The 25,124-nt window shown below is 45.0% G+C and carries 21 protein-coding genes; 13 read left to right on the forward strand and 8 right to left on the reverse strand.

Annotated elements, in window-relative coordinates:
• The first annotated feature begins 175 nt into the window (after positions 1 to 175).
• The 3 genes from QZW82_RS12205 to QZW82_RS12215 all read left to right on the forward strand — a co-directional run bounded on the left by QZW82_RS12205 (position 176) and on the right by QZW82_RS12215 (position 6,078).
• Positions 176 to 661 carry a tetratricopeptide repeat protein gene (locus tag QZW82_RS12205; protein WP_293148423.1) on the forward strand — a complete coding sequence of 162 codons (486 nt, stop codon included), beginning with the start codon at positions 176 to 178 and terminating at the stop codon, positions 659 to 661.
• 60 nt (positions 662 to 721) lie between these two features.
• Positions 722 to 4,435, forward strand: a complete 3,714-nt coding sequence (locus QZW82_RS12210) for a class I SAM-dependent methyltransferase (RefSeq protein WP_293148425.1) — start codon at positions 722 to 724, stop codon at positions 4,433 to 4,435.
• A 695-nt stretch (positions 4,436 to 5,130) separates the two neighbouring features.
• Entirely contained in the window at positions 5,131 to 6,078 is a 948-nt protein-coding gene (locus QZW82_RS12215) for a hypothetical protein (protein ID WP_293148427.1), read from the forward strand.
• A 9-nt stretch (positions 6,079 to 6,087) separates the two neighbouring features.
• Here QZW82_RS12215 and QZW82_RS12220 read toward each other — a convergent pair whose 3' ends face one another.
• From QZW82_RS12220 to QZW82_RS12240, 5 genes are all read right to left on the reverse strand, one after another.
• The gene (locus QZW82_RS12220) at positions 6,088 to 8,250 is read right to left on the reverse strand and encodes an O-linked N-acetylglucosamine transferase, SPINDLY family protein (protein ID WP_293148559.1); all 2,163 of its coding nucleotides are present in this window, start codon (positions 8,248 to 8,250) and stop codon (positions 6,088 to 6,090) included.
• Positions 8,251 to 8,455: 205 nt separating this feature from the next.
• A complete protein-coding gene (locus QZW82_RS12225; protein ID WP_293148429.1) occupies positions 8,456 to 8,995 on the reverse strand; it encodes a type IV pilin-like G/H family protein in 540 nt (179 codons plus the stop codon).
• Positions 8,996 to 9,149: 154 nt separating this feature from the next.
• Complete coding sequence (locus QZW82_RS12230) at positions 9,150 to 9,299, reverse strand: hypothetical protein (protein ID WP_293148431.1); 150 nt, start codon at positions 9,297 to 9,299, stop codon at positions 9,150 to 9,152.
• A gap of 154 nt (positions 9,300 to 9,453) precedes the next feature.
• Positions 9,454 to 9,870 carry a putative toxin-antitoxin system toxin component, PIN family gene (locus QZW82_RS12235; RefSeq protein WP_293148433.1) on the reverse strand — a complete coding sequence of 139 codons (417 nt, stop codon included), beginning with the start codon at positions 9,868 to 9,870 and terminating at the stop codon, positions 9,454 to 9,456.
• The gene (locus tag QZW82_RS12240; RefSeq protein ID WP_293148435.1) at positions 9,867 to 10,112 is read right to left on the reverse strand and encodes a type II toxin-antitoxin system ParD family antitoxin; all 246 of its coding nucleotides are present in this window, start codon (positions 10,110 to 10,112) and stop codon (positions 9,867 to 9,869) included. The genes QZW82_RS12235 and QZW82_RS12240 overlap by 4 nt, the downstream gene beginning before the upstream one ends.
• Positions 10,113 to 10,415: 303 nt before the next feature.
• Here QZW82_RS12240 and QZW82_RS12245 point away from each other — a divergent pair, with 303 nt between their 5' ends.
• The 4 genes from QZW82_RS12245 to QZW82_RS12260 all read left to right on the forward strand — a co-directional run bounded on the left by QZW82_RS12245 (position 10,416) and on the right by QZW82_RS12260 (position 14,980).
• On the forward strand, positions 10,416 to 10,607 hold the full coding sequence (locus QZW82_RS12245; protein ID WP_293148437.1) for a hypothetical protein: 192 nt from the start codon (positions 10,416 to 10,418) through the stop codon (positions 10,605 to 10,607).
• Positions 10,608 to 10,610: 3 nt separating this feature from the next.
• Entirely contained in the window at positions 10,611 to 12,815 is a 2,205-nt protein-coding gene (locus QZW82_RS12250) for a tetratricopeptide repeat protein (RefSeq protein ID WP_293148439.1), read from the forward strand.
• A 238-nt stretch (positions 12,816 to 13,053) separates the two neighbouring features.
• Positions 13,054 to 13,671: a Uma2 family endonuclease gene (locus QZW82_RS12255; protein WP_293148441.1), complete on the forward strand. Its 618-nt coding sequence runs from the start codon at positions 13,054 to 13,056 to the stop codon at positions 13,669 to 13,671.
• 124 nt (positions 13,672 to 13,795) lie between these two features.
• Complete coding sequence (locus QZW82_RS12260; RefSeq protein ID WP_293148443.1) at positions 13,796 to 14,980, forward strand: AI-2E family transporter; 1,185 nt, start codon at positions 13,796 to 13,798, stop codon at positions 14,978 to 14,980.
• A 348-nt stretch (positions 14,981 to 15,328) separates the two neighbouring features.
• On the opposite strand, the gene QZW82_RS12265 is transcribed toward QZW82_RS12260, so the two are convergent.
• Positions 15,329 to 15,955 carry a Uma2 family endonuclease gene (locus tag QZW82_RS12265; protein WP_293148445.1) on the reverse strand — a complete coding sequence of 209 codons (627 nt, stop codon included), beginning with the start codon at positions 15,953 to 15,955 and terminating at the stop codon, positions 15,329 to 15,331.
• Positions 15,956 to 16,212: 257 nt separating this feature from the next.
• Here QZW82_RS12265 and QZW82_RS12270 point away from each other — a divergent pair, with 257 nt between their 5' ends.
• The 4 genes from QZW82_RS12270 to QZW82_RS12285 all read left to right on the forward strand — a co-directional run bounded on the left by QZW82_RS12270 (position 16,213) and on the right by QZW82_RS12285 (position 20,369).
• On the forward strand, positions 16,213 to 17,388 hold the full coding sequence (locus QZW82_RS12270; RefSeq protein WP_293148447.1) for a homocysteine biosynthesis protein: 1,176 nt from the start codon (positions 16,213 to 16,215) through the stop codon (positions 17,386 to 17,388).
• Between the two features lie 61 nt (positions 17,389 to 17,449).
• Complete coding sequence (locus tag QZW82_RS12275; RefSeq protein ID WP_293148449.1) at positions 17,450 to 18,520, forward strand: DUF262 domain-containing protein; 1,071 nt, start codon at positions 17,450 to 17,452, stop codon at positions 18,518 to 18,520.
• Positions 18,521 to 18,522: 2 nt separating this feature from the next.
• Positions 18,523 to 19,248, forward strand: a complete 726-nt coding sequence (locus QZW82_RS12280; protein WP_293148451.1) for an MAE_28990/MAE_18760 family HEPN-like nuclease — start codon at positions 18,523 to 18,525, stop codon at positions 19,246 to 19,248.
• Positions 19,245 to 20,369 (forward strand): DNA cytosine methyltransferase, encoded by a 1,125-nt coding sequence (locus QZW82_RS12285; RefSeq protein WP_293148453.1) that lies wholly within the window; start codon positions 19,245 to 19,247, stop codon positions 20,367 to 20,369. The genes QZW82_RS12280 and QZW82_RS12285 overlap by 4 nt, the downstream gene beginning before the upstream one ends.
• A 58-nt stretch (positions 20,370 to 20,427) precedes the next feature.
• On the opposite strand, the gene QZW82_RS12290 is transcribed toward QZW82_RS12285, so the two are convergent.
• The gene (locus tag QZW82_RS12290) at positions 20,428 to 21,741 is read right to left on the reverse strand and encodes a hypothetical protein (RefSeq protein ID WP_293148455.1); all 1,314 of its coding nucleotides are present in this window, start codon (positions 21,739 to 21,741) and stop codon (positions 20,428 to 20,430) included.
• 718 nt (positions 21,742 to 22,459) lie between these two features.
• On the opposite strand from QZW82_RS12290, the gene QZW82_RS12295 reads away from it, so the two are divergent.
• Complete coding sequence (locus tag QZW82_RS12295) at positions 22,460 to 23,395, forward strand: tetratricopeptide repeat protein (RefSeq protein WP_293148457.1); 936 nt, start codon at positions 22,460 to 22,462, stop codon at positions 23,393 to 23,395.
• A 382-nt stretch (positions 23,396 to 23,777) separates the two neighbouring features.
• A complete protein-coding gene (locus tag QZW82_RS12300) occupies positions 23,778 to 24,689 on the forward strand; it encodes a Uma2 family endonuclease (protein ID WP_293148459.1) in 912 nt (303 codons plus the stop codon).
• Positions 24,690 to 24,774: 85 nt separating this feature from the next.
• Here the strand turns inward: QZW82_RS12300 and QZW82_RS12305 are convergent, their stop codons facing one another.
• Positions 24,775 to 25,095 (reverse strand): helix-turn-helix transcriptional regulator, encoded by a 321-nt coding sequence (locus QZW82_RS12305; RefSeq protein ID WP_096831015.1) that lies wholly within the window; start codon positions 25,093 to 25,095, stop codon positions 24,775 to 24,777.
• Between the last annotated feature and the right edge of the window lie 29 nt (positions 25,096 to 25,124).

Genomic DNA, 25,124 nt, shown 5'->3' on the forward strand with positions numbered 1-25,124 from the left:
GACAACCTTGGAGAAGTCGTCTGGACTCGGTATTTGTGGTACTGCGTCCGGGCGCGTCTTTGTAAAATTATATGATAATGGTTATAATATCTGCCTGCTTCTGAACCAGACAATTGGTTGAATTTGCTTGACAATTATCAGTTTGTATGTATGAAGATTCAAGCAAAAAATTTAAATGGGGAGGGCGATCGTTTTGCGATCGAACTTGGGCAATCTAGATATAGGTACGAGTGCGAGTGCCTGGAAACAGCGACGCCAAGAGTTAGCAATGGAAAGTATACAGAAAAAATCTCGTGATAGTGTGGTTCGTAAGGGCGATCGAATTAAGCAGATTTTTGCGTTTCTATCGATGGCTGGTTTTGCGGGTTCGACAATTTTTGGTATGGTGAGCCTGTTCAGCAGCGGTTTGAGCAGTCAGCACCAGCAAAAACCTGTAGCTGCTGCTGTTTCTCAGGAGTCTTTGCTGGCGGCCCAGGAACGCGGTTATATGGGGGTTTTGCAGCGGGAACCTCAGAATCAGACGGCTCTTGAGGGGTTGGCTAATGTGCGGTTGGAGATGGGGAATCGGGTGGGGGCGATCGAGCCTTTGGAGAAGTTGGTGAAGTTGTATGGCGATCGGGCTGATTATAAGGAGCTTTTGGGGCAGGCGAAGGGGAAGTAAGGGGCGAAAGGGCGATCGAAGTAAGCAAAAACACAATTTGAAAACAGGGTATATACAATAATGGAAAATAACGTTTTCAATTATGAACTCAACCGTCTGATTCCTCCTGAAATTAAAAACGATGAATTTTACCGAGCCATCCAAAATATTGCCAAAGAAGAAGATATTCAAACAGTTTTAGAAATAGGCTCGTCTTCAGGACAAGGTAGCACAGAAGCATTTGTAACCGGGCTGCGACAAAATCCCAATCACCCAACATTATTCTGCCTAGAAATTTCAAAGCCTCGGTTTGCAGAACTCCAAAATGCTTACAAGGACGATCGTTTTGTAAAGTGCTACAACGTCTCGTCTGTTTCAATAGAACAGTTTGCTGATGAAGCCGAAGTTATTAAATTTTACAAAAGCAATCAGACTAATCTGAACTACTATCCACTTGAACAGGTTATAAACTGGCTGCATCAGGATACTGAGTATATAAAGCAATCAGGGGTATCAGGCAGGGGTATCGATCAAATTAAAAAAGAAAATAATATAGATTTTTTTGATATTGTACTAATAGATGGGTCGGAATTTACTGCAAGTGCAGAACTCGAAGAGGTTTATGGAGCAAAATATATTATTTTAGATGATATAAATACATTTAAAAATTATTACAATCTCCAGCGGATATATCGGGATTCTAATTATACTTTAATAACCGAAAACAATAGTGTACGCAATGGGTTTGCGATTTTCAAGAAAAAGGCTGTTCAACCAGTCAGCTATAAGACTATTCAGCCTGCTGTTGAAGCTGTTGACGGTTTCATGGTTCCCGGACAAGAAGAGTACCTTTTCAATAAGGTAAAATTACTGCCGCCTGATGCTGTAATCGTTGAAATAGGTTCATACAAAGGACGCTCCACCGTTGCCATGTCCTATGCCTGCATAGGCAGTAATCGAAAAATTTATTGCATAGATACCTGGGACGGAAATGATACAGACTTTTCCGACAGAAACTTTTTTGATATTTGGCAAGAAAATGTAGAAAAAAATGGATTATCTCAATATGTAGTACCCTTGCGGGGTTATTCACATCAAATCTTAAGCCAGTGGGAAGAATTAACTGGATGCAGAGCTATCGATCTTATTTTTATTGATGGTTCCCATCAGTTTTTAGACGTTTTGAAAAATTATGAGCTGTCACTCCCTCTTGTCAAAGATGGTGGGTGGATAGCGTTTCACAACGTTGTACCTACTTGGCCTGGTTCTGAACGTGTATGGCATAATATTGCCAAACATCGCTTGTTCAATCATGAGTATTCGTCAACTCTGGCCTGCGGTCAAAAAAATTCTACTGCTTTCTCCTCTACTTCATCACCCGAATTACCCATTTACTTTTTTACTATTGTCCTCAACGGTCAACCATTCATCGAGTATCACATAGAAATATTCAAGCAACTACCCTTTAAATGGCATTGGCATATAGTCGAAGGTGTAGCGGACTTGAAGCATGATACAGCGTGGTCTTTACAAAATGGCGGACGCATTAGCGACGAAATCCACTCCAAGGGACGCAGCAATGACGGCACAGCAGAATACCTAGACGAACTGGCAAAGCTATATCCTGAAAATGTCACGGTTTATCGCAAACCGGAGGGTATTTTTTGGGATGGAAAACGCGAAATGGTGAATGCACCACTAGCTAATATTGACGAGGAGTGTTTGCTGTGGCAAGTCGATGTAGATGAATTGTGGACTGTTGAGCAACTGTGTACTGCCCGATATATGTTCATCAATAATCCTGAAAAAACGGCTGCTTTTTATTGGTGTTGGTATTTTGTCGGAGAGAATCTGGTTATTAGCACTCGCAACTGTTATGCTCAAAATCCTGCACAAGAATGGTTGCGAACCTGGAGGTTGAAGCCTGGTCATGTCTGGGTACGTCATGAACCCCCCATTTTAGCTGAACCTTTATCAGATGGTGAGTTGAGAAATGTGGCAGATTTTAACGCTTTTCGACACGAAGAAACAGAAAACCTGGGATTGATTTTCCAGCACTTTGCTTATGTGATACCAGAACAGTTGAGATTTAAAGAGCAATATTATGGTTATACCAATGCCCTATGGCAATGGACATCCTTGCAGCGACAGACTAGATTTCCAGCTCTATTACGTGAGTATTTAGGCTGGGTACAGGATGGAACAACGGTTGATACTGCCGAGTCATGCGGTATAATCCCGATCGCCCAAAAAGCATCTAACGGCACTGATTGGCGATTTGTAGAACCCGATGTTTTACAAAGTAGAAATTTAACAAGTCAAACAGAATCTCCGACGATTCTGATTGATGGCGTATTTTTCCAACTTTACAGAACAGGAATAGCTCGCGTCTGGCAATCGTTGTTAGAAGAATGGGCAAAAGGTGACTTTAGCAAGCATATTGTTGTTCTCGATCGAGTTGGCACTGCCCCGAAAATTCCCGGTATTCGGTATCGAGATGTGCTGCCTTACGACTACGGAACTACGGATGCAGATCGAGAAATGTTACAGCAAGTTTGTGATGAAGAGGGTGCAAATTTATTTATCTCGACTTACTACACAACGCCACTATCAACTCCTTCTGTATTCATGGCTTATGACATGATTCCCGAAGTTTTAGGAGCGAATTTTGATGAACCAATGTGGCGAGAAAAGCATTCTGCGATCCGCCACGCATCTTCATACATCTCTATTTCAGAAAATACAGTCCGTGACCTGATAGAGTTTTTTCCCGCTATTTCTTCAGAGTTGGTAACAGTTGCTCACTGTGGAGTCTCAAGTAATTTTTCACCAGCCAGCCAAGAAGATATTAATCATTTCAAAACCAAGTATGGGATATCCAAACCATACTTTATTTCAGTCGGCGGTGGCTCAGACTATAAAAATATTCGATTATTTTTTCAAGCTTTTGCTCAACTGGCTAGCAAACAAGGCTTTGAAGTTGTCTGTACAGGAAGTGGAGTGTTATTAGACGCAGAATTTAGAGCTTATACTTCAGGTAGTGTAGTTCACAAGCTGCAACTCAATGATGAGGAGTTGAGATTAGCTTATTCAGGTGCGATCGCCTTGGTTTACCCATCAAAGTATGAAGGTTTTGGTCTGCCTGTTCTTGAAGCAATAACTTGTGGATGTCCAGTCATTACTTGTCCTAATTCTTCCCTTCCAGAAGTTGCAGGCGACGCGGCATTATATGTGAAGGATGATGATGTTGATGGATTGGCTAATGCACTTTGCGAGGTACAAAAACCGAGGGTTCGCAACTCATTAATTGCTGCTGGGCTGGAACAATCTAAAAAATTTTCTTGGTCAAAAATGGCTAAAACAGTTAGTACAGCACTGATTGAAGCAACTCTTTTGCCCTTGAATTTGAAACATATTAATTTAATTATTTTCCCAGATTGGTCGCAAATAGAAGAGTCTTTGGGTTTTGAGTTAGTACAAGCGCTCGGAAAGCTCGCAACTCACCCAGACAAACATAAAATGGCTCTACTGGTAGACACGAGCAATATTTCTGAGGAAGATGCCAATCTCGCTTTATCAAGCGTAGCGATGAATCTTTTGATGGAAGAAGATTTAGACGTTTCCGACGGGCCGGAAATTTCACTTATTGGGCATTTTAGCGAAATGCAGCGGTCAGCCTTGATACCTCGACTTTACGGTCGGATTGTCTTAGATAATGAGAATCAAGAGGCGATCGCACGATTAGGAACCGAAGAAATCCCATTTTATTCTTTAGATAGTTTGACCAATAGGTAATCTGGGCAGTCAGAATCAGGATCACTATAGTTGCCACTAGGATGAACAGCGATATTTCAACAGCAAAATCAACTCTCAAGTTTATGTTAGACAAACCAATATTTTTTTATTGTACAGAAAATCAATTTTCTCATTTGAGTATATGTTTAGCTGAAGGCTTCAAGGAACTGGGAATACCATTTTATTCAAATATAAACCATTGGCAGATATCACCCGATAGGGAAGAATATCTTTTCTGCTCTGACCCAAGCATCACTTATACTGACTGCTGTGTTGTCATACTGGACTTCAGAGTGCTGCTCAACTCGAACCAAGTAGAACTGCTTAAAAATCTATTTCACTCAGATCGAAAATATATCACCGTATATTTAGACGATATGGATGGTCTTACTATTTGGAATCCTGAGTTGAATAGTTTTGACTTTAGATTTAAAACTCACTACAACAGCAAGGGAGAATATCCATCAAACTGCAAGCCTTGGATTTTTGGGCTATCTAATCGCATCCTCCGAGAAACCAGCGATATATACGAATTCATTGAAAGAAAAAGACATCTACTGGTTAACTTCAGAGTTGAGCATAACAGGTTAAATTATTTTAATTCGTGGCTAAAAATTAATCAAGGTTTGATAAAATTTGACAATGCATTTGTCCTCATTGAGCGCCCTTTAAGGCAGATTAGTAGGGAACAATTTTTGCCTCTAATTCAGGACATTATGCCAGTGGATAGTACGAGCGATGATTTCGGCAATCCTCCCTCAGATAGCTATCACTACTTGCAGTGGTTGCAAACGGGCAAGCGTCACTATCCAAATTACTACCAACGTTTGAAAGAATCTGCTGCTTGTGCTTGCTTTGGGGGTTCTATTAGCCCAAGCTATGTCACAAGGGAACCAATTGTAGAATGGTGGGACAGTTGGCGCTTTTGGGAATCATTGGCGGCTGGGTGCGTAACATTTCACGTAGATTTCGATAAGTATGGAGTTAAACTGCCAGTAATGCCAGAAAACTGGCGGCACTATATCGGAATCGATTTAGACAATATGCAAGATACTGTCGATCGCATTGCTGACGATCCAGGGATTTTAGAGAAAATCTCTAGAGAAGGTCGGCAGTGGGCTATTGACAATTATGCCCCTACTCCTACAGCTTTGCGTTTTTTGGAAATGCTCGGTTTTCACATTCCACAAACGGAAAAATACCAGGAAAATAAAGACGAGCGGGCGTTTTTTTCGCTGTTGCTTGATTTGAGGGAAATTAACTTAATTATTTTCCCAGATTGGTCTCAATCAGAAGAGTCTCTCAGTTTAGATTTGAAAAGAGTGATTGGGGCGATCGCAACTCACCCAGACAAAAGTAAAATTACTCTACTGGTGGACACTACAAACATTTCTGACGAAGATGCCAATTTATTTTTATCTAGCGCTGCCATGAATCTGCTAATGGAACAAGATTTAGATGTTTCTGACGGGCCTGAAATTAGATCCATCGCCCATTTGAACGAAAGCCAACGGGAAGCACTCGTGCCTCGCCTCTATGCTAGAATTGTCTTGGACAAAGAAAATAAAAATTCGATCGCTCTAGCGAATTTAGGAAACATTCGTTCCGTTCAACTAGAGAGTTTTATCCAGCAAAATTACTAACAAATCCTCCTATCTCCTATAAATCTCCCACATCTGCTCGTAAGCTTTCTCCATCTCTCGCGTAAACTGTTTAGCATTCCAAAGAGGAGCAATTTGTCTTGACTGCCGTAATTTCCAGGAAATTTGTTCTCGCAGCGAAGCATCTTTCCCCAAGCGTATCCCCCATTCGACATATTCCTCATCCGTCCAAGCAATTCCCTCAGTCACACCCGCATTCATCATCATCGTGTAGCTGTTACGGGCCGCAAATTGCTCCCCTACCCGCGTCACCAGAGGAATACACATCCACAGAGTTTCTAGAGTAGTTGTAGCACCGTTGTAAGGATAAGTATCCAGGACTACATCGGCAATGCCCAAGTTAGCTCGGTGAACGGCTTCTGCTCCTACCTCTGGCAAAAAACGCAGGCGATCGCATTCTACACCTTCTTCTTCTGCTAACTGAAAAAAGAAGCTTTTAATTGATTCTTCATCAGCAGAACCTTTGATTAAAAAGTAACTATTCGGTACTTCTCCAAGAATCTTTATCTGTAGTCGCGCTGTATCTGGATGGCGTTTATAGCCCCTCTGAGCGCTGAGATATACAACAGCATCACTCGGAATACCCAACATATCCCGACGCAAATCTGGTACGCCCACCTCAAAACCATCAACAGCTATATAAGTTTGAGGCAACCGCCAAATTTTTTCACTGTAATATTCCCCAGCAGACTCCGGCAAAACATAGGGATCTGCAATAAAATAGTCAACCGCAGGCAGTCCAGAAGCATCCCAACCCAGCCAAGTTACTTGAACAGGCGCAGGCTTAAGTGCCATCACTTCACAAGCCACATCCAGGGTGATACTATCGAGATCGATCAAAATATCAATCTCATCTTCATAAATTTGCTCCGCTACTTCACTTCCAAAAAGACCCCCTTTGTAGGCTTTGTCAACCTGATTTACATACCATTCCTGTAGAGAGTCATGATTCTTTCTATATACTGAGAAATAGCCATGAATTTCAAATAGATCGCGATTGTGATACTGAAAGAGCCATCGGGCTAGCCAGCCCACAGAATGTCTTCGGAGGCAATGCGATAAGTAACCAATCTTCAAACGCTTACCAACAGTCGCAATGCTTTTACTGGTTGGCACTCGTTGCCTGTATCGATCTGCCTGATCCTTGGCATAAGTTTCAACATTAGTTTGACATAACTGAGAAACTTGATTTTGAATTGGTTTATTAATCTTCGGAGCGTCTTCAAAGTACGGTAAAAAGAAGGTAGTAAGAAACAGATTTTGGACTGTACTCGGATGAAGTGATTTTGGTTGTTCCGTTATCAGTGATTCTAACAGTAATTTGTGCCTCTGAATGACAGGAAATACCTCGTCCCAATATCCACCTGCACTCATCAATCCCCGCATAATTTGATGGTTAGAAAAAACTCTATCTGGTAATTGCTTGCACAAGGAATAGCGCAATTTTGCAAATTCGATACCCTCATCATATTGCTGAGCATTTTGGTAATAAGTAGCTAACTGTAACAAAATTCCCAGATTATTAGTATCTAAACGGCGAGCCAACTCTGCAAAGCGTATCGCTAGTCCAGGTATCAATGCCGAGTGAGCAATTTCAGCCGAGGCTGCGATCGCGATTTCTATAAAAACTATAGGTTGGCTGACGTGGGGCAGACAGGCTTCCGCAAATTCCAGCGACGAGGGGTGCAGGGGATCGAAATCTAAAACACTTTTGAGGACTTGCATTAATAGCTCAAAGTCTATTTCTCCGAGTTGATCCGACTGGAGATGCTCAATCAAGCCCAGAGAATTGAGTGCCTCCCCTGTGTAAGTCTCAAGCAGAACAGACAATCCAACCAAATGCAACAGGTTGCTAATATCTGTCGGATTAATTTCCCGGATGTGCTGCCGAATTGCCCAAGCTACTGAATAGTCTCCTAGCTCTCTGCGCCGCTCTGCTTCCGCTTGCAGCACTTGTATCAGTTCCGTTGTCCACTCATCGACTTGTTCAGGCTCCCCTTTTGCCATACCTAGCAGCCAAGTCGTCTGAGCTTCTACCTCTTGTTCCTGCATCAACAACATCAAGCCCAAATGCCAGTAATAGGATTTGGTGTCTGGATCTGCTTCAATTGCCTGCTCGTATAACTTTACTGCCTGACCATAATGCCCCTGCATTGCGTATTTATCTGCTTGTTGCTGCAAAGTTTCTTTGTCAGCCGAGCCTGGGTTATCTAAATAGTTAGAACGTGTCAAATTTTTAATATGGGAAACTAATTTTTCTGAAAATTATTGAAATGGGTAGCGTATACAAACACTACCCACTTTCCTAAAAATTTTAGGTTAGGTCGATATGACCATCCTACTAGCTGTAATGTATCTATTACTTGGACACTTCTGTACCACCACCCGCACAGCGAGTATTAGCATTAGTAGCAGCCACGGTAGGATCTGGCACAGCAGCACCTGCAGCAGCACCATCGTACTCGCACAACACTGCGGTGGTGGTTTTATCTCCAGTACCACCACCAATTCCTGCTCCACCCGCGTATGCTTTGAGAGTAGCAGTGTTGATAGGTGTTGCTATATTGACTGCATCGGATAGCACACCTTTAGGATTTTTCACTGAGTAAGTGTAGTTAGTGGTTTGAGTTTTGATTCCCAAACCCAAAGCGTCAACGCCACTTACAAAGGAATTGTCTTCGGCAAATTTAGCTTGCTGAGCGCGGTTCATGGAACCGACGTATTGCTTAGCTTCAGATTGCTTAGCTTTGTTAGCTTGGTTGAGGAAGGAAGGCAATGCAATAGCCGACAGAATACCGATGATGATGATAACGACTAACAATTCAATCAGCGTGAAACCCTTATCTTGTCTTTTTTGATTGAGGTGATGCAGGAATTTAGCTTTTAATTCAGTTTTCATGGTTTGTTTCTCCTAGAGGCGTGGGATGCTTGATTTCTAACTCTTAGAGATAACTTACCCACTTCTGACGGCTTTGATATCACTCGCTGGATTTTTTTTTTCGTTTTTAAGCAGATCGCTCCAAAAGCACATCCAGAAAAGCTTCCAGCATACTTCAGAGTTCATTCACTTCCTTAATAGCTCTCTGGTGGCTCACTGGCTTTGGGGTGACAGCATCCAGTGGGTTGAACTTGAGCCACAGTTCAAGTAAAGACACCATCGGTGGCGCTTTCTTCCGCAAAGCCAGGAGAGAACTACCCACCATGCTCTTTCGAGAGCGTCACTTGGGTGGGCAAAGGGATGTATCGCCGTGTTTCCTCCAGCCCGATGGTAGCAGCTATCCTCGGCTGGCGGGCATCGCAACAGCCAATATAGGAGATGGAGGGCGATCGTCCGTACCACGGTTTGCTACTTTGCTCTCAATCGAGCCCCTCTCCTAAGATTCGATCCAGAAAACCAGAAACTGAAACAATCTTGGTATTGCCCAAAGTTTCTACCTCAGTAAAATCTCGATCGCCAGTTATTAAAAAATCTGCATTACCAGCCAAAGCACAAGCGAGAAATTTAGCATCTTTCCTATCCCTCGGAAAATCTACCTCAACCTCCACCTCAATCAACTGCGTTACCGTATCAAAAATCTCCCACCACTCTTCTATTACTTCCTGGCTTAGCTTAAACTTGGGACGCAACAAAACATCCTTATATTCGGCTATAATTTCTAATGATACCAGCCACTGCCAGTCCGGGCGATCGATGATTGACTGAATCGCTCTTTTGGGCATCCGTCCCCTCAAGATCGCAGATACTAAAATATTAGTATCAACAACAATCTTCATTCGCCTCTCCGGTAAGCTTCTATCTCTGCTGCAATCTCCTCCTCTGTAATTTCTTGAACCTCTGGTATAGCTTGCGTTTTATCAAATAAGTCCTTGACTTTACGAGCAATGATTCGGCGACTATTTTGCTGGGACAAAAGCCTTAACGCTTCTCTCAGCACGGCTTCTATATTTTCATATTTTCCCGTATCTAATTGAGATTGAATCAACTGTTCTAATTCAGGGTTTAAAACAACATTCATCGTCACTTTCCTGGTAAAAACTATAATGTGCCGCAGTCATGGCCCAGACTTCTCCATTGGTATCATCTTAAGTCTGAAAACCTTTGTATCTCTCGTTTGTAGCCCAGTCTAGATCCCCCTAAATCCCCCTTAAGAAGGGGGACTTTGAGCAGCATCTTGTTCCCCCCTTCTTAAGGGGGGCTAGGAGGGATCGATTCCTAATCGTTAAAGAGTAGACTGAGACTATGTTTGACTTTAAGTTGACACCAATGAGACTTGGCATAATAGTCTCAATGCCTAATTATACAACCAACCAGCACATCCATGAACAGCAACATCAGCCCGATCGCCAAAGTATTCACCCTCTCAGCCGCCCTTTCCCTAGCCATCAAGTACGCAGGGCCCAGCCTATCCATAGCCTCAACCGACTTCAACGCCCTGATCGCAGTGTTTACCCCCAGTATCATCCTAGCTGCGATTCTGGGCTGGCGGGCATGGCAACAGCAGGCGAGGTAAGAGTTGAGCAGCCCCACAAAACACCAAAAGCCCCACAATACCCAACAATACAGGACAGACGATCGCATGGATCTAACCACCTTAAATCTCAAACCCTTAAATTTACTGATTTTTCCCGATTGGAACCAACCAGAAGAATCACTTTATTTAGAGTTAGAAGAAATGATGAGGAATCTGATCGCTCATCCCGATCGCGATTTCCTCACTATTTTAATAGATGCCAGCGAAACTTTAGAACGATCCGAATTAGATGCCGATCTAATTATATCAGCAATTGTTCTGAATCTGTTCATGGAAGAAGATTTAGATACTAGCTGCGAACCGGAAATTATTTTATTGGAAAACCTCAGTCAAAGTCAGTGGTTGGATATTTTGCCACAGATTCAATATCGAATTAAGTTAAAGGCAGAAAATCACCAAGCAATAGCCGACTCAGGAACCGAAAAAATCCCTGTATTGGAACTGAAACAACTTAGCGAAATCACCATTGACTCCCAAGCATTAGCAGCGTTGAGACAATTTGGCAGCCAACTCTACCGTCAAGGAAGATACGAAGCAGCGAGCAATTACTATCAAAGGTTTTTGGCATCCCAGACAGGAGATATAGAACTGTATTCTAACTTGAGCGAGTGTTTGAGGAATCTCAACAGAATCGAAGAGGCGATCGCAATTCTCGAACAAGGCATTCGCCATTACCCAACAGCCGGACAACTGCACTTTGAAATCATCAAAATTTGCCAGCAAAACGGACGCATTCAGCAAGCTATATCGAGTGCAGAAAGAGCAACGCAAATACTGCCCGATGAATATGTTTTTAAACTTTTTAAACACTTAACATTGCCGATTGTTTACGACACCTCAGATGAAATCGAATTTTACAAGGAAAGATATGTCGGAGAATTAGAAACATTAATTCAGGAAACTTCCCTAAACAACCCCCAAGAAAAAATTAATGCTTTGCGTGGCTTTGGGAGTTTCACTAATTTTTACCTGGCTTATCAAGCCCACAATGTTGTGGAATCCCAATCCAAATATGCCAATTTAGTTCATCAAATTATGGCGGCGAACTATCCCCAGTGGGTGCAACCGCGCTCGATGCCTCCCTTGTTGGAAAATGGCAAAATTAGAGTCGGTTATATTTCTAGTTTTTTGCATTCTTACAGCGGCACTTTGTGGCTGACTGGCTGGTTGCGTTATGCCAACACTAAACAATTTGAAATTTACTGTTACTACACGGGTAACGATCCAGATCTAGTTACAGAACAATTTCGCGAATACAGCACAGAATTTCGCCACATTCCTCACAACTTAGAAGCTGTATGCCAACAAATTATTGATGACAAATTGCACATTCTTGTCTTCCCAGAAATTGGCATGGATGCACCAACTATCCAAATAGCAGCTTTGCATCTTGCACCGATACAATGTACGGCGTGGGGACATCCTGTCACCTCTGGTTTACCGACGATTGATTATTTTATTTCCAGCGAATTGATGGAACCAGAAAATGCACGATCGCACTACTCAGAAACCTTAGTTAAGTTGCCTAATATTGGGGTTTCCTACCCAAAACCACTCGTGGGAGAATTAAACAATAGTCGCTTGGATTTTGACCTCCGAGAAGATGCAATAATTTACTTTTGCTGCCAAGCTCCTTTCAAATACTTACCGCAATATGATTGTATCTTAGCAGAAATAGCCCGCCGCGTTCCCCAAGCTCAGTTTATTTTTCCGCGCGGTGAACTGTTGCGGAAGCGGCTAAAGCGTGCTTTTGCTGCTGTTAATCTCGACAGCGAAGATTACTGTCTTTTCCGAGCGATTGCAACTCGACAAGAGTATATAGCCATGAACTTTCTTGCCGATGTTTTCTTGGATACTTTCACTTGGTCGGGGGGCAATACGTCTTTGGAGGCGATCGCCTGCAATTTACCCATAGTAACTTGTCCGGGAGAATTTATGCGGGGACTTCATGCAGATAGCTTTCTCAAAATGCTGGGAGTGACAGATACGATCGCACAAAACGAAGCAGCATATATTGAAATTGCTGTCAAGTTAGGTAAAGATTCACAGTGGCGGCGAGATATTGCCGAACGGATGAGTCAGCGACAAGATAATCTGTTTGACGATCGAGTTTGCGTGACTGCGTTAGAGGCTTTTTATCAAGAAGTTGTTCGAGAAAGACTTAAGCAGTTGACAGTTGATAGTTGACAGTTGACAGTTGAAAGCGCGGTTTTTCGGATGGGATTTATATCAAGTCCGATCGAATGATGACAATAAAATTAGTTTGTAGTGAGGACTTTAGTCCTGATTCTATGAAGGACTAAAGTCCTCACTACGAACCTTAGATCCGAAACCCTCGAAAATCGCCCTGGGACTTCGTCCGGGGCACCCTACAAGTCATATAATATAGGTTAGGGCGATCGCAACCATACTTGAGGCACTCACCATGATTCAAACCATAACAGAATTAGTGACATTCGATGAATTCATTGACTGGTATCCTGAGAATTCAGGATGTCACTATGAACTACACAATGGAGAAATTGTTGAAATGCCAAAAGCAACAGGCAAACATTCTAAACTTACAGGTTTTCTCATCGCCGATCTCAACTTTGAAATCAGACGGCTACAACTACCCTACTTCATCCCGAAAGAATCCGTCATCAAACCGATGCGCGAGGAATCTGGGTATGAACCAGATATTATTGTACTCAACGAAGAAACCATTGGAAACGAGCCACGATGGGAGAAATCATCAATTATTACAATGGGTTCATCAGTCCCCCTAATCGTAGAAGTAACTAGCACTAATTGGGAGGATGATTATGCTCGCAAATTAGAGGCTTACGAATCAATGGGAATCCACGAATATTGGATTGTAGACTATCTAGGATTGGGCGGGAGACGGTTTATCGGCAATCCCAAGCAACCAACTTTTTCGGTTTACCAACTAATAGATGGGGAATACCAAGTTAAACTGTTTAGAGGGGCTGAGGTGATTGAGTCCCCAACTTTCCCAGAATTGAATCTGACAGCGCAGCAGGTGTTCGGTAAAGGGAATTGAAGAGGCTGGGTTGTAGGAGTATATTGTAAAGAGGCGATCGCATTTAAGCTATCTTGTAGAGACGCGATTGCAAAAGCGTCTAAAGCAAGGTCGGCAATTCCCCGTTATAATATCTAAAAATCGCATGAAGCTAGGACAGTGGATCGGCTTATTAGCCCTCATCGCATCTTGTTACATCCTCTGGCAAATCAGGCAAGCCCTACTGCTGCTGTTTGCCGCCATCGTCTTAGCCACGGCGTTAAACAAACTAGCACGCTACTTACAAAAAAAATTCCGACTCAAAAGGTCGATCGCCGTACTGTGCTCAATTAGCTTCTTATTCCTCGTCTTCGTAGGCTTGTTTCTGATAATTGTACCACCCTTTGCCCTGCAATTCCAACAACTTACCCAAAGAGCTCCTCAAGGAATAGCAAGATTAAATGATTGGGTAGATCAAATCGAAACTCGCTTCTCGGGACAACTAGGCCAGCGCCTGCCAAATCTTGATGTTAACGACATTATGCGGCAACTGCAACCTTTATTCAACCAACTCGTTGGCGGTGCAGGAGCATTTGTCGGCAATACATTAGGCGTTATCCTGAGTTTTTTGTTAGTCTTAGTTTTGACCTTGATGACCTTAGCAGATCCCCTATCTTACCGCAAAGCATTTATACAACTATTTCCGTCTTTTTACCGCCGACGAATCGAGGGTATTTTAGACGAATGTGAAATAGCTCTCGGTAGATGGGTGATTGGTGCATTAATTAGCATGAGTGTGATTGCTTTTTTGAGCTTAATTGGTTTGTCAGTTTTGCAAGTTCCCCTACCGTTAGCTCACGCTGTAGTAGCAGGATTTCTGAACTTAATTCCGAATATTGGCCCTACGATCAGCGTCATTCCGCCAATGACGATCGCACTTTTAGACTCTCCCTTAAAATCAGGTTTAGTTCTCATCCTTTACTTCCTAATTCAACAGTTTGAAAGCAACATCCTCACCCCCTACGTCATGGCACAGCAAGTATCATTGCTGCCAGCAGTAACATTAATAGCTCAAGTATTCTTCGCCACCTTTTTTGGATTTTTAGGCTTATTACTAGCCCTCCCCCTCACAGTTGTCGCTCAAGTTTGGATTAGGGAAGCGCTAATTAAAGACATTCTCAACCAGTGGAATGCTAATCCTCAAAGGTTGGCCGCAATTGATTCGGCTATCCACGAAGAATATGAATCTATAGGAGTCACACAAAGCCGAGTGGAAAAGTTACCCGAACACCAACCCGACATCCAAGATGATGCTAAAAATGACGCAAATGAAGTTCCGGGAAATCAGTAATTCAAGTTTGTACTCATCCCGATTCTGGCTTAAATAGCAGTTTATTTTTGAGTCCGCGAAGGCGGACTTTGTTTTTATAGAAGCGATTTCAATCGCCGTCTCATCCCGATTCTGGCTTAAATAGCAGTTTATTTTTGAGTCCGCGAAGGCAGACTTTGTTTTTATAGAAGCGATTTCAATCGCCGATTATTATAAATCTATAGCATTTATCAGAAAGATGAGGTATGACTGTAAATGGAGTTTTTGATGCGACCTCGCTTACTATATAATCACTACTCTAAGAGGGCTAAAGCCCAACAACGTACCTCACCTTTTTGAGAACCGCTATATATCTTGTATTCTATCCCTCTAAACGCCATCTTGTCCAGCGCTAAAAATCTGTTTTACAGTCAAATTCAGCTCTGGAAATGTGGGCGAAACAATCCTATCGCTCCCCCGAAACTGACTAACTTGATACTCGCCATCAACCAAATGGTAAACAAAGAAAGTAGGTTGTTTCGGATTGCCAATATAGCGTCTGCCGCCAAGTCCCAAATAATCCGCAATCCAGTATTCAGAAATACCCAAAGCTTCGTAATCAACCAACTTGTAGCCATAATCATCCCGCCAATTGGTACTGACAACTTCGACAATTAGCCGGACAGAACTACCCATTGTAATGATAGATTGCTTTTTCCATCTCTGTTCGCTGTTCGTCCCTTGTCTGTCCAAAACTATCGCATCCGGTTCGTAACCAGATAGCTCGTTATCAGCTTTGACAACGCATTCCTTGGGAAGGAAGTAGGGAAGTCCTAGTCGTCGGACTTCAAAGTTGAGTTCAGCGACAAGGAAGCCAGCTACTTCTGAATGTTCTCCGGTTGCTTTAGGCATCTCAACAATAGCTCGATTGTGCAGTTCGTAACGTTTCTCCGAATTTTCAGGATACCAGTCAATAAATTCATCGAAGGTGACTGGTTTTAATATCGCTTGAGTCATGGAGTTCGCTCCTTATATTATTTATGTAGGACTTATGCAATCATCCTCAGAAACCCGGTTTCTGACCGTATTTATCGCGATCGAACCCAAGATTTTCGTAGAAACCGGGTTTCTTAGCCTCACTCTTATTATGATATTATCAGATCCGTTATAATGTCTTCCTTTCATTTTAAATCTAGACCGATCGCCAAAACTGCATTGGCGCGATCGACATTCCATCCAACTAAAATCTAAAAACTAAAATCTAAAATAGTCTTATGAGATCGATCGACGAAATCAACGATAAAATCAGCCAAGGCAAAGCCACAGTCTGGACAATCGAAGAACTCAAAACCAGAGTCAGAGAAACCAGCATTACCCAAGCCGCCAAAGAAGTCGATGTCATCACCACCGGCACCTTCGAGCCCATGGAATCCTCCGGCGCCATCATCAACCTCGGCCATACCGACCCCCCGATCAAAATCCGGCAGTGCTGGCTGGACGGCGTTTTAGCCTACTCCGGCTTCGGCGCCGTAGATTTGTACCTCGGAGCCACCCAAGTAACCGAAGATGGCGAAGAATCGCGGGAACGGGGCGGCGGACACGTCATCGAAGACTTGATTGCCGGCAAACCCGTGCAGTTGCGGGCTTTAGGGCAAGTAACAGACTGCTATCCCCGCGCCTCCTTTGAAACCACGATTACCCGCGATACCATCAACCAGTTTTATTTATTCAATCCCCGGAACGCCTATCAAAACTTTATTGTAGGAGTCAACGGGGGCGATCGGCCACTGTTCACCTACCTCGGCCCCCTGCAACCGAACCTCGGTAACGCCGTCTATTCGAGCCTAGGAGCCATGTCACCCCTGCTCAACGACCCCCACCTCCAACTCATCGGCATCGGCACCAGAATCTTTTTAGGAGGCGCTCAGGGCTACATCACCTGGGAAGGAACCCAACACTTCCCGCTGCAAAAACGGCAGCCCAACGGCACTCCGATCGGCCCAGCCGCCACCCTGGCACTCATCGGCGACGCCAAACAGATGAACTCGAAATGGGTGCGAGGCTGCTACTTCAAAAACTACGGCCCATCCTTGATGCTGGGAGTCGGCATCCCCTTCCCCGTCTTAAACGAAACAGTCGTCGCCCACTGCGCCGTATCAGACAAAAAAATAGTAGCGCCGGTGGTAGATTTCTCTATCCCCCGGCGCGTTCGTCCCACATTCGGTTTAGTCAGTTACGCTCAATTAAAAACCGGTCGCATTCTCATTGAGGGAAAACCGGTGCGGGCCGCCCCGCTGGCGAGTATGTTTCTCTCGCGGCAAGTAGCATTGGAATTGAAGCAGCAAATTGAAGCTGGTCAATTTACTCTCACGGCGCCAGTTGCTCCCCTACCAGCCGATCGAGTATTTCTCCCACAAGATTTGTGGGGAGCCCAAGTCAGGCTGGAATAGACAATTCGTAGACTAAAGTCATGGATTATAACTTGAATGAACCACGAGAGGATATTCAAAGATGATCGACGAGAACCAATCTAAGTTCACTGATGAGGAGGTTGCTGCTGCTGAGGAACAGATTTTTGAACATACAAAGAGAATTGAGTTCTATCTGACGGAATATTCCATTGAGCTTCTCGCCCAAAAGATGCAGAAAGGAGATTTTGAGATTCCGGCCTACCAGCGCGAGTTCACATGGGAATCAGAGCGCAAATCCCGGTTCATTGAGTCGGTATTGATGGGGCTTCCGATCCCTTTCCTCTTCTTTTGGGAAAGCCCGTTAACAGGTAAGCTTGAAATTGTTGATGGTTCACAGCGCCTTAGAACCATTCAAGAGTTCGTTCTTGGGGACTTTCCCTTAGGTGACTTGGAAGAACTATCGCTACTGACCGGATTTCGATTCAAAGATCTACCCGAATCTCGGCAACGAAAAATCAAGAACCGTTCCATTAGGGGGATCGTGCTCAATGAACACGCCGATGAGCAAGCACGATTCGATCTTTTCGATCGAATTAACACAGGAAGCAAGGTCGCCAACAAGGCTGAGGTGCGTCGAGGTGCGTTAGGAGGTGCTTTCCTCGACCTTGTGATTTCACTCGCCAAAGAGCCGAGCTTTGAAGAACTTGCGCCAATATCTGACAAGCTTTTATTGGAGCGTGAGAGAGAAGAACTCGTTACACGATTTTTCGCCTACGGTGATGGACTGGAGACATACAAAGACAGAGTGTCGCCATTTCTTTTCACCTATACGAAGAAGATGAACGATCACTTTAAACACAACCCAGCGGACATTGACTCCTACCGACGGCGCTTTATGGAAATGATAGACTTTGTGTCGCGCAACTTCCCGTTAGGCTTTCGCAAAGCACCTAAAGGTAAGGCGACACCCCGATCGCGTTTTGAAGCTATAGCCATTGGAAGCTATCTGGCACTTCAGCAACGGCCAGAGATAGCTAACCAATTGATCGAAGTTGAAGAATGGTTGAATAGCAAGGACTTTACAAAAGTGACAGGAGCAGACGGTGCGAACGCAATAGGAAGACTCAGGGGTCGTATAAATTTCGTTCGCGATCGTTTACTTGGAGATTGAGGATGGAGGATTTGAGCCAAGCTTTTGAAGAGCGTTTACAGGAAATTGAAACTTACCTTGACCTGCTTGAGTCTATACAGGAACAAGTGCAGGGAGGAGCTCCACAAATCGGGGAAGCTACGATCACTCCGCAACAGCAGAAAATCCTCTATTCGAGTGTTTACTTACAGCTCTACAATCTTGTCGAGTCAACTATTACTCGGTGCGTAGATGCCGTATCTCAGGCAGTGGTTAATAACAGCTCGCTGCCCAATGAGTTGTCCATTGAGTTGCGCCGCGAGTGGGTGCGATGCACCGCACGTACCCATAATGATCTCAACTACGAGAAGCGCCTGAAATCTGCATTGAACCTCTGCGATCATCTAGTGCAGGCGCTTCCGATATCAACTTTTGAAGTTGAAAAGGGTGGGGGTGGTAGTTGGGACGATAATGGGATTGAGACCATCAGCAAACGTCTGGGCTTATCGTTGCACATCAGCTCCGATGTCTACAGGAGTGTCAAACGACCATTCCGAAACGATCAAGGTGCGCTTGCGTTTATCAAAGACCTTCGGAACGGTTTGGCGCACGGTAGCCTGTCATTTGCAGAGAGCGGCGAGGGTATTACTGTTAGCGATCTCCGTGACCTCACTGAACGAACAGCATTGTATCTGAGAGAGGTTGTAAATTGCTTCAAGTTATTCATAGATGCACATGAGTTCCTAATGCCGGAGAACCGACCTCAATGAGCACAGGCATGAATCAAGATCAGACTATTGTCGGCACTGACATACGCAAAGAGCCTCATACCGATCGCAGAAGTACAGCGATTAGCTGCATCGATCTGTTTTGCGGTTTGGGCGGTCTTACGCATGGACTGATCCGAGGAGGTATTCAGGTTGTTGCGGGCATCGACATCGATCGACAATGCCGCTTCCCATACGAGAGCAATAATGACGCTATTTTCGTCGAGCAGGATGTCAGCACTTTGTCTGGTGCCCAACTTGCAGACATTTTTGGCGATGAGAAATTGCGGTTGCTGGCAGGCTGTGCGCCCTGCCAACCATTCTCTACTTACAGCCGTAAGGGACGCCAAGAACGCCAGGATAGCAAGTGGGCACTGGTATCCGACTTCGGTCGGCTAGTACGGGAGACTCAACCCGAATTCGTGACGATGGAGAATGTACCACAGCTTTTAGAGCATGAAGTTTTCAAGGATTTTTTGAAGGAACTGGAAGGCTATTCGATCAGTTGGAGCATTGTAGATTGTGTTCAATATGGCGTTCCACAGACTCGTAAACGGCTTGTGCTCCTAGCGTCGCGATTAGGGGCAGTAGAGTTAGTACCCCCAATCTCTTCTAGACGATCGTGCACAACTGTGCGTGAGGCGATTTCCCATCTACCCGCCCTAGCAGCCGGATGCTCCGATCCAAATGACGCAATTCATGCAGCGTCCTCACTCAGTGACCTGAACCTCCGCAGAATCAGAGCCTCAAAACCCGGAGGCACATGGCATGACTGGGATGTTTCACTGCTTGCACAATGTCATCGCAAGAAATCGGGACAAACTTATCCTAGCGTGTATGGTCGTATGAAGTGGGACACCCCGGCTCCAACGATCACAACCCAATGTTTCGGCTACGGAAATGGTCGGTTCGGACACCCGGAACAGGATCGTGCAATTTCTCTTAGAGAAGCTGCTATCCTTCAGACTTTTCCAGAAAATTACCGCTTCCTTGCTCCTGGCGAAGGTGTGTGTTTCAGCAAACTGGGTCGCTTAATCGGAAACGCTGTTCCCGTCCAAATTGGCGAAGTGGTCGCGCAAAGCCTACTGGCTCATGTACAGAAATACGATAGGCGGCTAAAGTAAAAATACAACATTAAAGGTTAAAAAACTTTTAATGTTGTATTTTTACTTGCCATATTTTTTACTCTTCAACAGGCTTAGGTTTCTTGACCGGCTTAGGAAGAGGTTCCTTGGGGACAGGCGGTGCTGCGGCGGACTTGATAGTAGGACGCCCTACAGGAGTACCGTCACCGCTTGGCTTAGGAGTAAAGGGACGCTTGTTTCCCCCTCCTTTGTAGCCGCCACCGGGCTTACCGCTCCCGGGGGGGAATTTGCGCTTTTTAATCGGCAGGGCGCCAATATTGTTGGCCTGCTCAATCATCAGACTGTCAGCTTGCAATTTGACGTGGAAATCCCAAAAAAACCCGATCGCCTTTGTTCCTACATCCCCCTTGAGTTTCAGCTTAAAAAACTTCATCTTGTCGTCATTCTTGCGAGGAGCTTGCTTGATTTTGACGATGAGATACTTTTCTTCCTCTTGCGATTGTTGATAAATCACCTCGCCTCGAATCGAAAAATAGCCATCTTCAACATCAGGTTCCGAGGGCGGCAAAGATGCAGTCGGTGGTTCGGCGCTAGTCTCAATCTCCCCTGCTTCCTGATTTTCCTCATCAGAGGAAGTTTCTGGAGATTTTTTCAGGGTTTCCGGCTCCCAAACACCCATAATTTGGGCGTGCAAGTTGCCGTCTTCTTGCCTGGTGCGGGGATAGACCACCCAGAGGTGTTCTTGTTCCAGATCCAGGTGATTTTTGACTAAACTCATAACTCTACCCAGCAAAACTGCGTCGATGGCAGTTCCGTCGGCAGCTATCAACATACCTCGGGTGAATTGCTCTTCAGATTGGGTGTAGCGGCCCCGCACTAAACCAACAGCTCGGTACTGTCTGGGTTCGCTGGGAGGGGGAATGGGATGTTGGCGCATGACAGAGGGTATGTCATCATCATCGACCTGAGTTTCGTTAGTGGGAGGCTTGGGGGTTGGGGTAGGTGCGACTGTGAGTTCAGTTGTCTTACCAGCAGATTCCGCAGGCGCTGCTGGCTCCGAGAGCGCAGGAGCATCGCTGGGCTTTGGCTTTGTTTTGTCCCCATCGGGGGCAGAACTGTAGCGTGGTCGTTGCAGCGTATCCTTTGGCGCTGGGGCGTCCGTTGGCGCTGGGGCGTCCGTTGGCGCGTCCGTTGGCGCTGGGGCGTCCGTTGTCGCTGGGGCGTCCGTTGGCGCTGGTGGTTGCTTTTGATCGACAGGTGCAGCCGACGCGGAAGACACGGGACTTTCGTCTGGTGTGTCGGGCACGGAGGCTGTAACTGCGGGCTGATTCACGGCGGGCTCGGTTGGCTGAGCCTTGCGAGCAGAAGTAGATTTGGACGATTTGGAAGACCGGTTCGGAGAGGGGTTCATAAAAACTCCTTGCAGCGGAGACACATCCCTTGAGGGAAATTAGGAATAAACTGAAGAAACTGATTTAAAAACTACTAGCACCCGACTTGAGGCTTGCGCCGGAAAGTTGGGTTTTGACCCGTCAACGCCAACTTTCTACTGCGCTACGAGCAATCCTGGATTCGCTGGCTGCTCTAATCCTTGTTGGCAAAGAGTTTGAGAGTTGCTAACCCACGGATCGGTCGATCGCCCGAAAGCTGGCGTTGCTGGCTAATAGCGTTTAGGATATTCAGATACTTCAAGTCCGGACAATCTAGGATATATCCCGACATAGCGTGTTGAATACCTGAGCATCCAACCCGGCAATATCTCGCAATGATTTGAGGAAAATCCCCAAAGCGCCGTTCCAATCTCTCTGGAGTAGCTTGCCTATTTTACTTAATCCAATTACCTAACGGACTGATCCGCCATATTTTCGGTAATTTTGAGCTTGACCGCACTCTTATTGGACGAAAGCCACATTCCTTGGGGCTGCGGGTCTTTGTGTCCAAAATAGTTTGGCTAGCGTGGAGTTGCGGGTCTGTTACCATATTAGCTGCAAGCAAAAGACTGGTTTGTGAATTGGGACTTTGAACTTAAGAACTTTTATGGTTGCATAGATCTGGTTAAATCGCAGACGCCCCTAGGCGATGGGTTGATTCTTAGAAAATAGTAGATTTTAAGTTGGGATAGTTGAATTATGGAAAAAGCAAACAAGGGTCGCGGGTTGATTACTGTCGTGGTAGTGCTTGCGCTCATCGCTTTTGTGGGATTTTCTCTGGTTCCAATTTTGGACAGTATTCTCAAGGGCAATCAAGCGCAAAGTCGATCGACTCCAACGCCAACTCAGACAGCCGCATCTAACGATAAGCAATCGCAGTTGCTGCAAGATCAGGTGAGGGGGTATGAATTGGTTTTGCAGCGGGAACCTGACAATGTAACGGCTTTGCGGGGACTTTTGCAGGTACGGCTGGAGTTGATCGGACAAGGAGTGGGGGCGATCAAGGATGTGGTGCCGACTTTGGAAAAGTTGGCTAAACTGAATCCTGAAACTACGGAATACGGGATTTTGCTGGCTCAGGCTAAGGAACGCACGGGCGATCGCGAAGGGGCTGCTGGGGCCTATCGATCGATTTTAGCGTCTAAGCCTGGGGAAATTAAGGCTTTGCAGGGGTTGGTGAATTTGCTGTTGGTGCAGCAACGGCCCGAAGCTGCGATCGGACTGCTGCAAGATACGCTGAAGGCTGCTCCGGCGCAGAATCAGGCGAAACCGGGAAGTATTGATGTCACTTCGGTGCAGTTGATTTTGGGACAGGTTTATGCAGTGCAGAAGCGCTACCCAGAGGCGATCGCGATTTACGACGAATCGGCTAAGGCGAATCCAAAAGATTTTCGTCCGATTTTAGCTCATGCGATCGTGTTGAAGGAACAGGGCAAAACAGACGAAGCAAAAACGCTGTTTGATAAAGCGACTGAGTTAGCTCCACCTAACTATAAAGACCAAATCAATCAGTTAGCTAGTGGCACTCCTTCGCCTTCTCCTGCGGCAGAAAAAGCGAGTCCAGACCCTGCTGCTTCTCCGAGTCCACAACCGGCAGAGTCTCCCAGTCCAGAAGGTGCGCTACCGAAACCTTAAGGACATTTGTAGGGGCGGTACGAAGAGTTTCCGCCCCACGATTTTGAGTTAAAAACTTGATATTTTTAACTCAAAACTTCTTATTTTATTCGGAATTCTAAATTAGAGAGTATCGGCAAAAATAACGATTATAAGGTTTGTAGTGAGGACTTCAGTCCTTTGATTGGATGCGGACTAAAGTCCTCACTACGAACCTAGGATTATAAGGTTTGTAGTGAGGACTTCAGTCCTTTGATTGGATGCGGACTAAAGTCCTCACTACGAACCTAGGATTATAAGGTTTGTAGTGAGGACTTCAGTCCTTTGATTGGATGCGGACTAAAGTCCTCACTACGAACCTGGGACATGATATTATAAATTAAGTCAGACCTCGGAGGGAATTATGACCGAAAGCGTTGACCGCGTTGTTCTACCTCCTGCTTTTCCAGACCACACTCAATTACCAGAGTCGGATGGTACTTTTGTGAAAAATTTCCAGGAGCATCCACAAAGTTTAATTTTAACAGATTCCATCGGCCCGATTTTGCAGCAGCGGCATCCTGACGGACAATATGCGATCGGTCAAGACTGCGGCATTTATTGGCGAGAAACCGATCCACCGGAAAAAGGTGCAGAAGCTCCTGATTGGTTTTACGTTCCCAATCTACCTCCTAATTTAGACGGTCAAATTCGGCGTTCCTACGTGTTATGGCGCGAACACATAGCACCGTTAATCGCGTTGGAATTTGCTAGCGGAAATGGCGATGAAGAGCGGGATATTACTCCGTTGTCTCGCACCGAAGAAGGGGTAATCACCAAACCTGGCAAGTTTTGGGCCTACGAGCGGGTGATGCGAATTCCCTATTACGGCATCTATGAAATTAATAGCGGCAGATTAGCAGTTTATCGGTTGATTGACGGATATTATCAACTCTTGGAACTGAATGAACGGGGTCATTTTGCGATCGCACCTTTAGGCGTAGAATTGGGACTTTGGCAAGGAAGTTATCAGAATCAAACTATGCTGTGGCTGCGCTGGTGGGATGAGGAAGGTAATTTGCTGTTGATTGGCGATGAAAGAGCCGAATTGGAGAGATTGCGAGGGGAACAACAGCGGGAAATAGCCGAACAAGAAAGATTGCGGGCAGAACAAGAAAGATTGCGGGCTGACAGTGCACAGCAGGCACAACAAGCTGAATTTCAGGCAAGAAGGGCTGCAATTCCCCGGTTGTTGGGAATGGGCTTGAGTGCCGAACAGGTGGCGGAGGCGTTAGGTTTATCGGTGGAGGAAGTTAGGGAGGATGGTGGAGAGTGAGATAGTGAGAGGGAAATTGGGAAAAGGGCGATTATAAAGTTAACTTTACCCTCTAGAATATTCTCAAATCTCAACTGTCTGCTTCTCAGCTTTTGGAAGAAGTAATAGCCAGTGCCACATCCTCACGAGTTGCTCCCATCGCTAGCATTGTCCTTACCATCAAATCAAGAGAAACAGACGGATCGCCTGCTTCAATTTTAGCTACCCGTGACTGACTAGACTTGATTTTCTTAGCTAAACTTTCTTGAGAAAGGTTTTGACTGATGCGAAGCTGCTTCAAGCGTTTAATTAGAGACAGCTTCATCTCAATAAAAGCAATTTCTTCGGCTGAAAGTTCTAGAAAGTCTGCGGCATCTCCCACCCGCCAACCTGCTGCTTCTAAACGTTGACGTTTAATGGCATCCATTGTCAATATTACCTCTTGTAATTATATGA

The sequence above is a fragment of the Microcoleus sp. bin48.metabat.b7b8b9.023 genome, assembly GCF_013299185.1.
Classification (GTDB): Bacteria; Cyanobacteriota; Cyanobacteriia; order Cyanobacteriales; family Microcoleaceae; genus Microcoleus.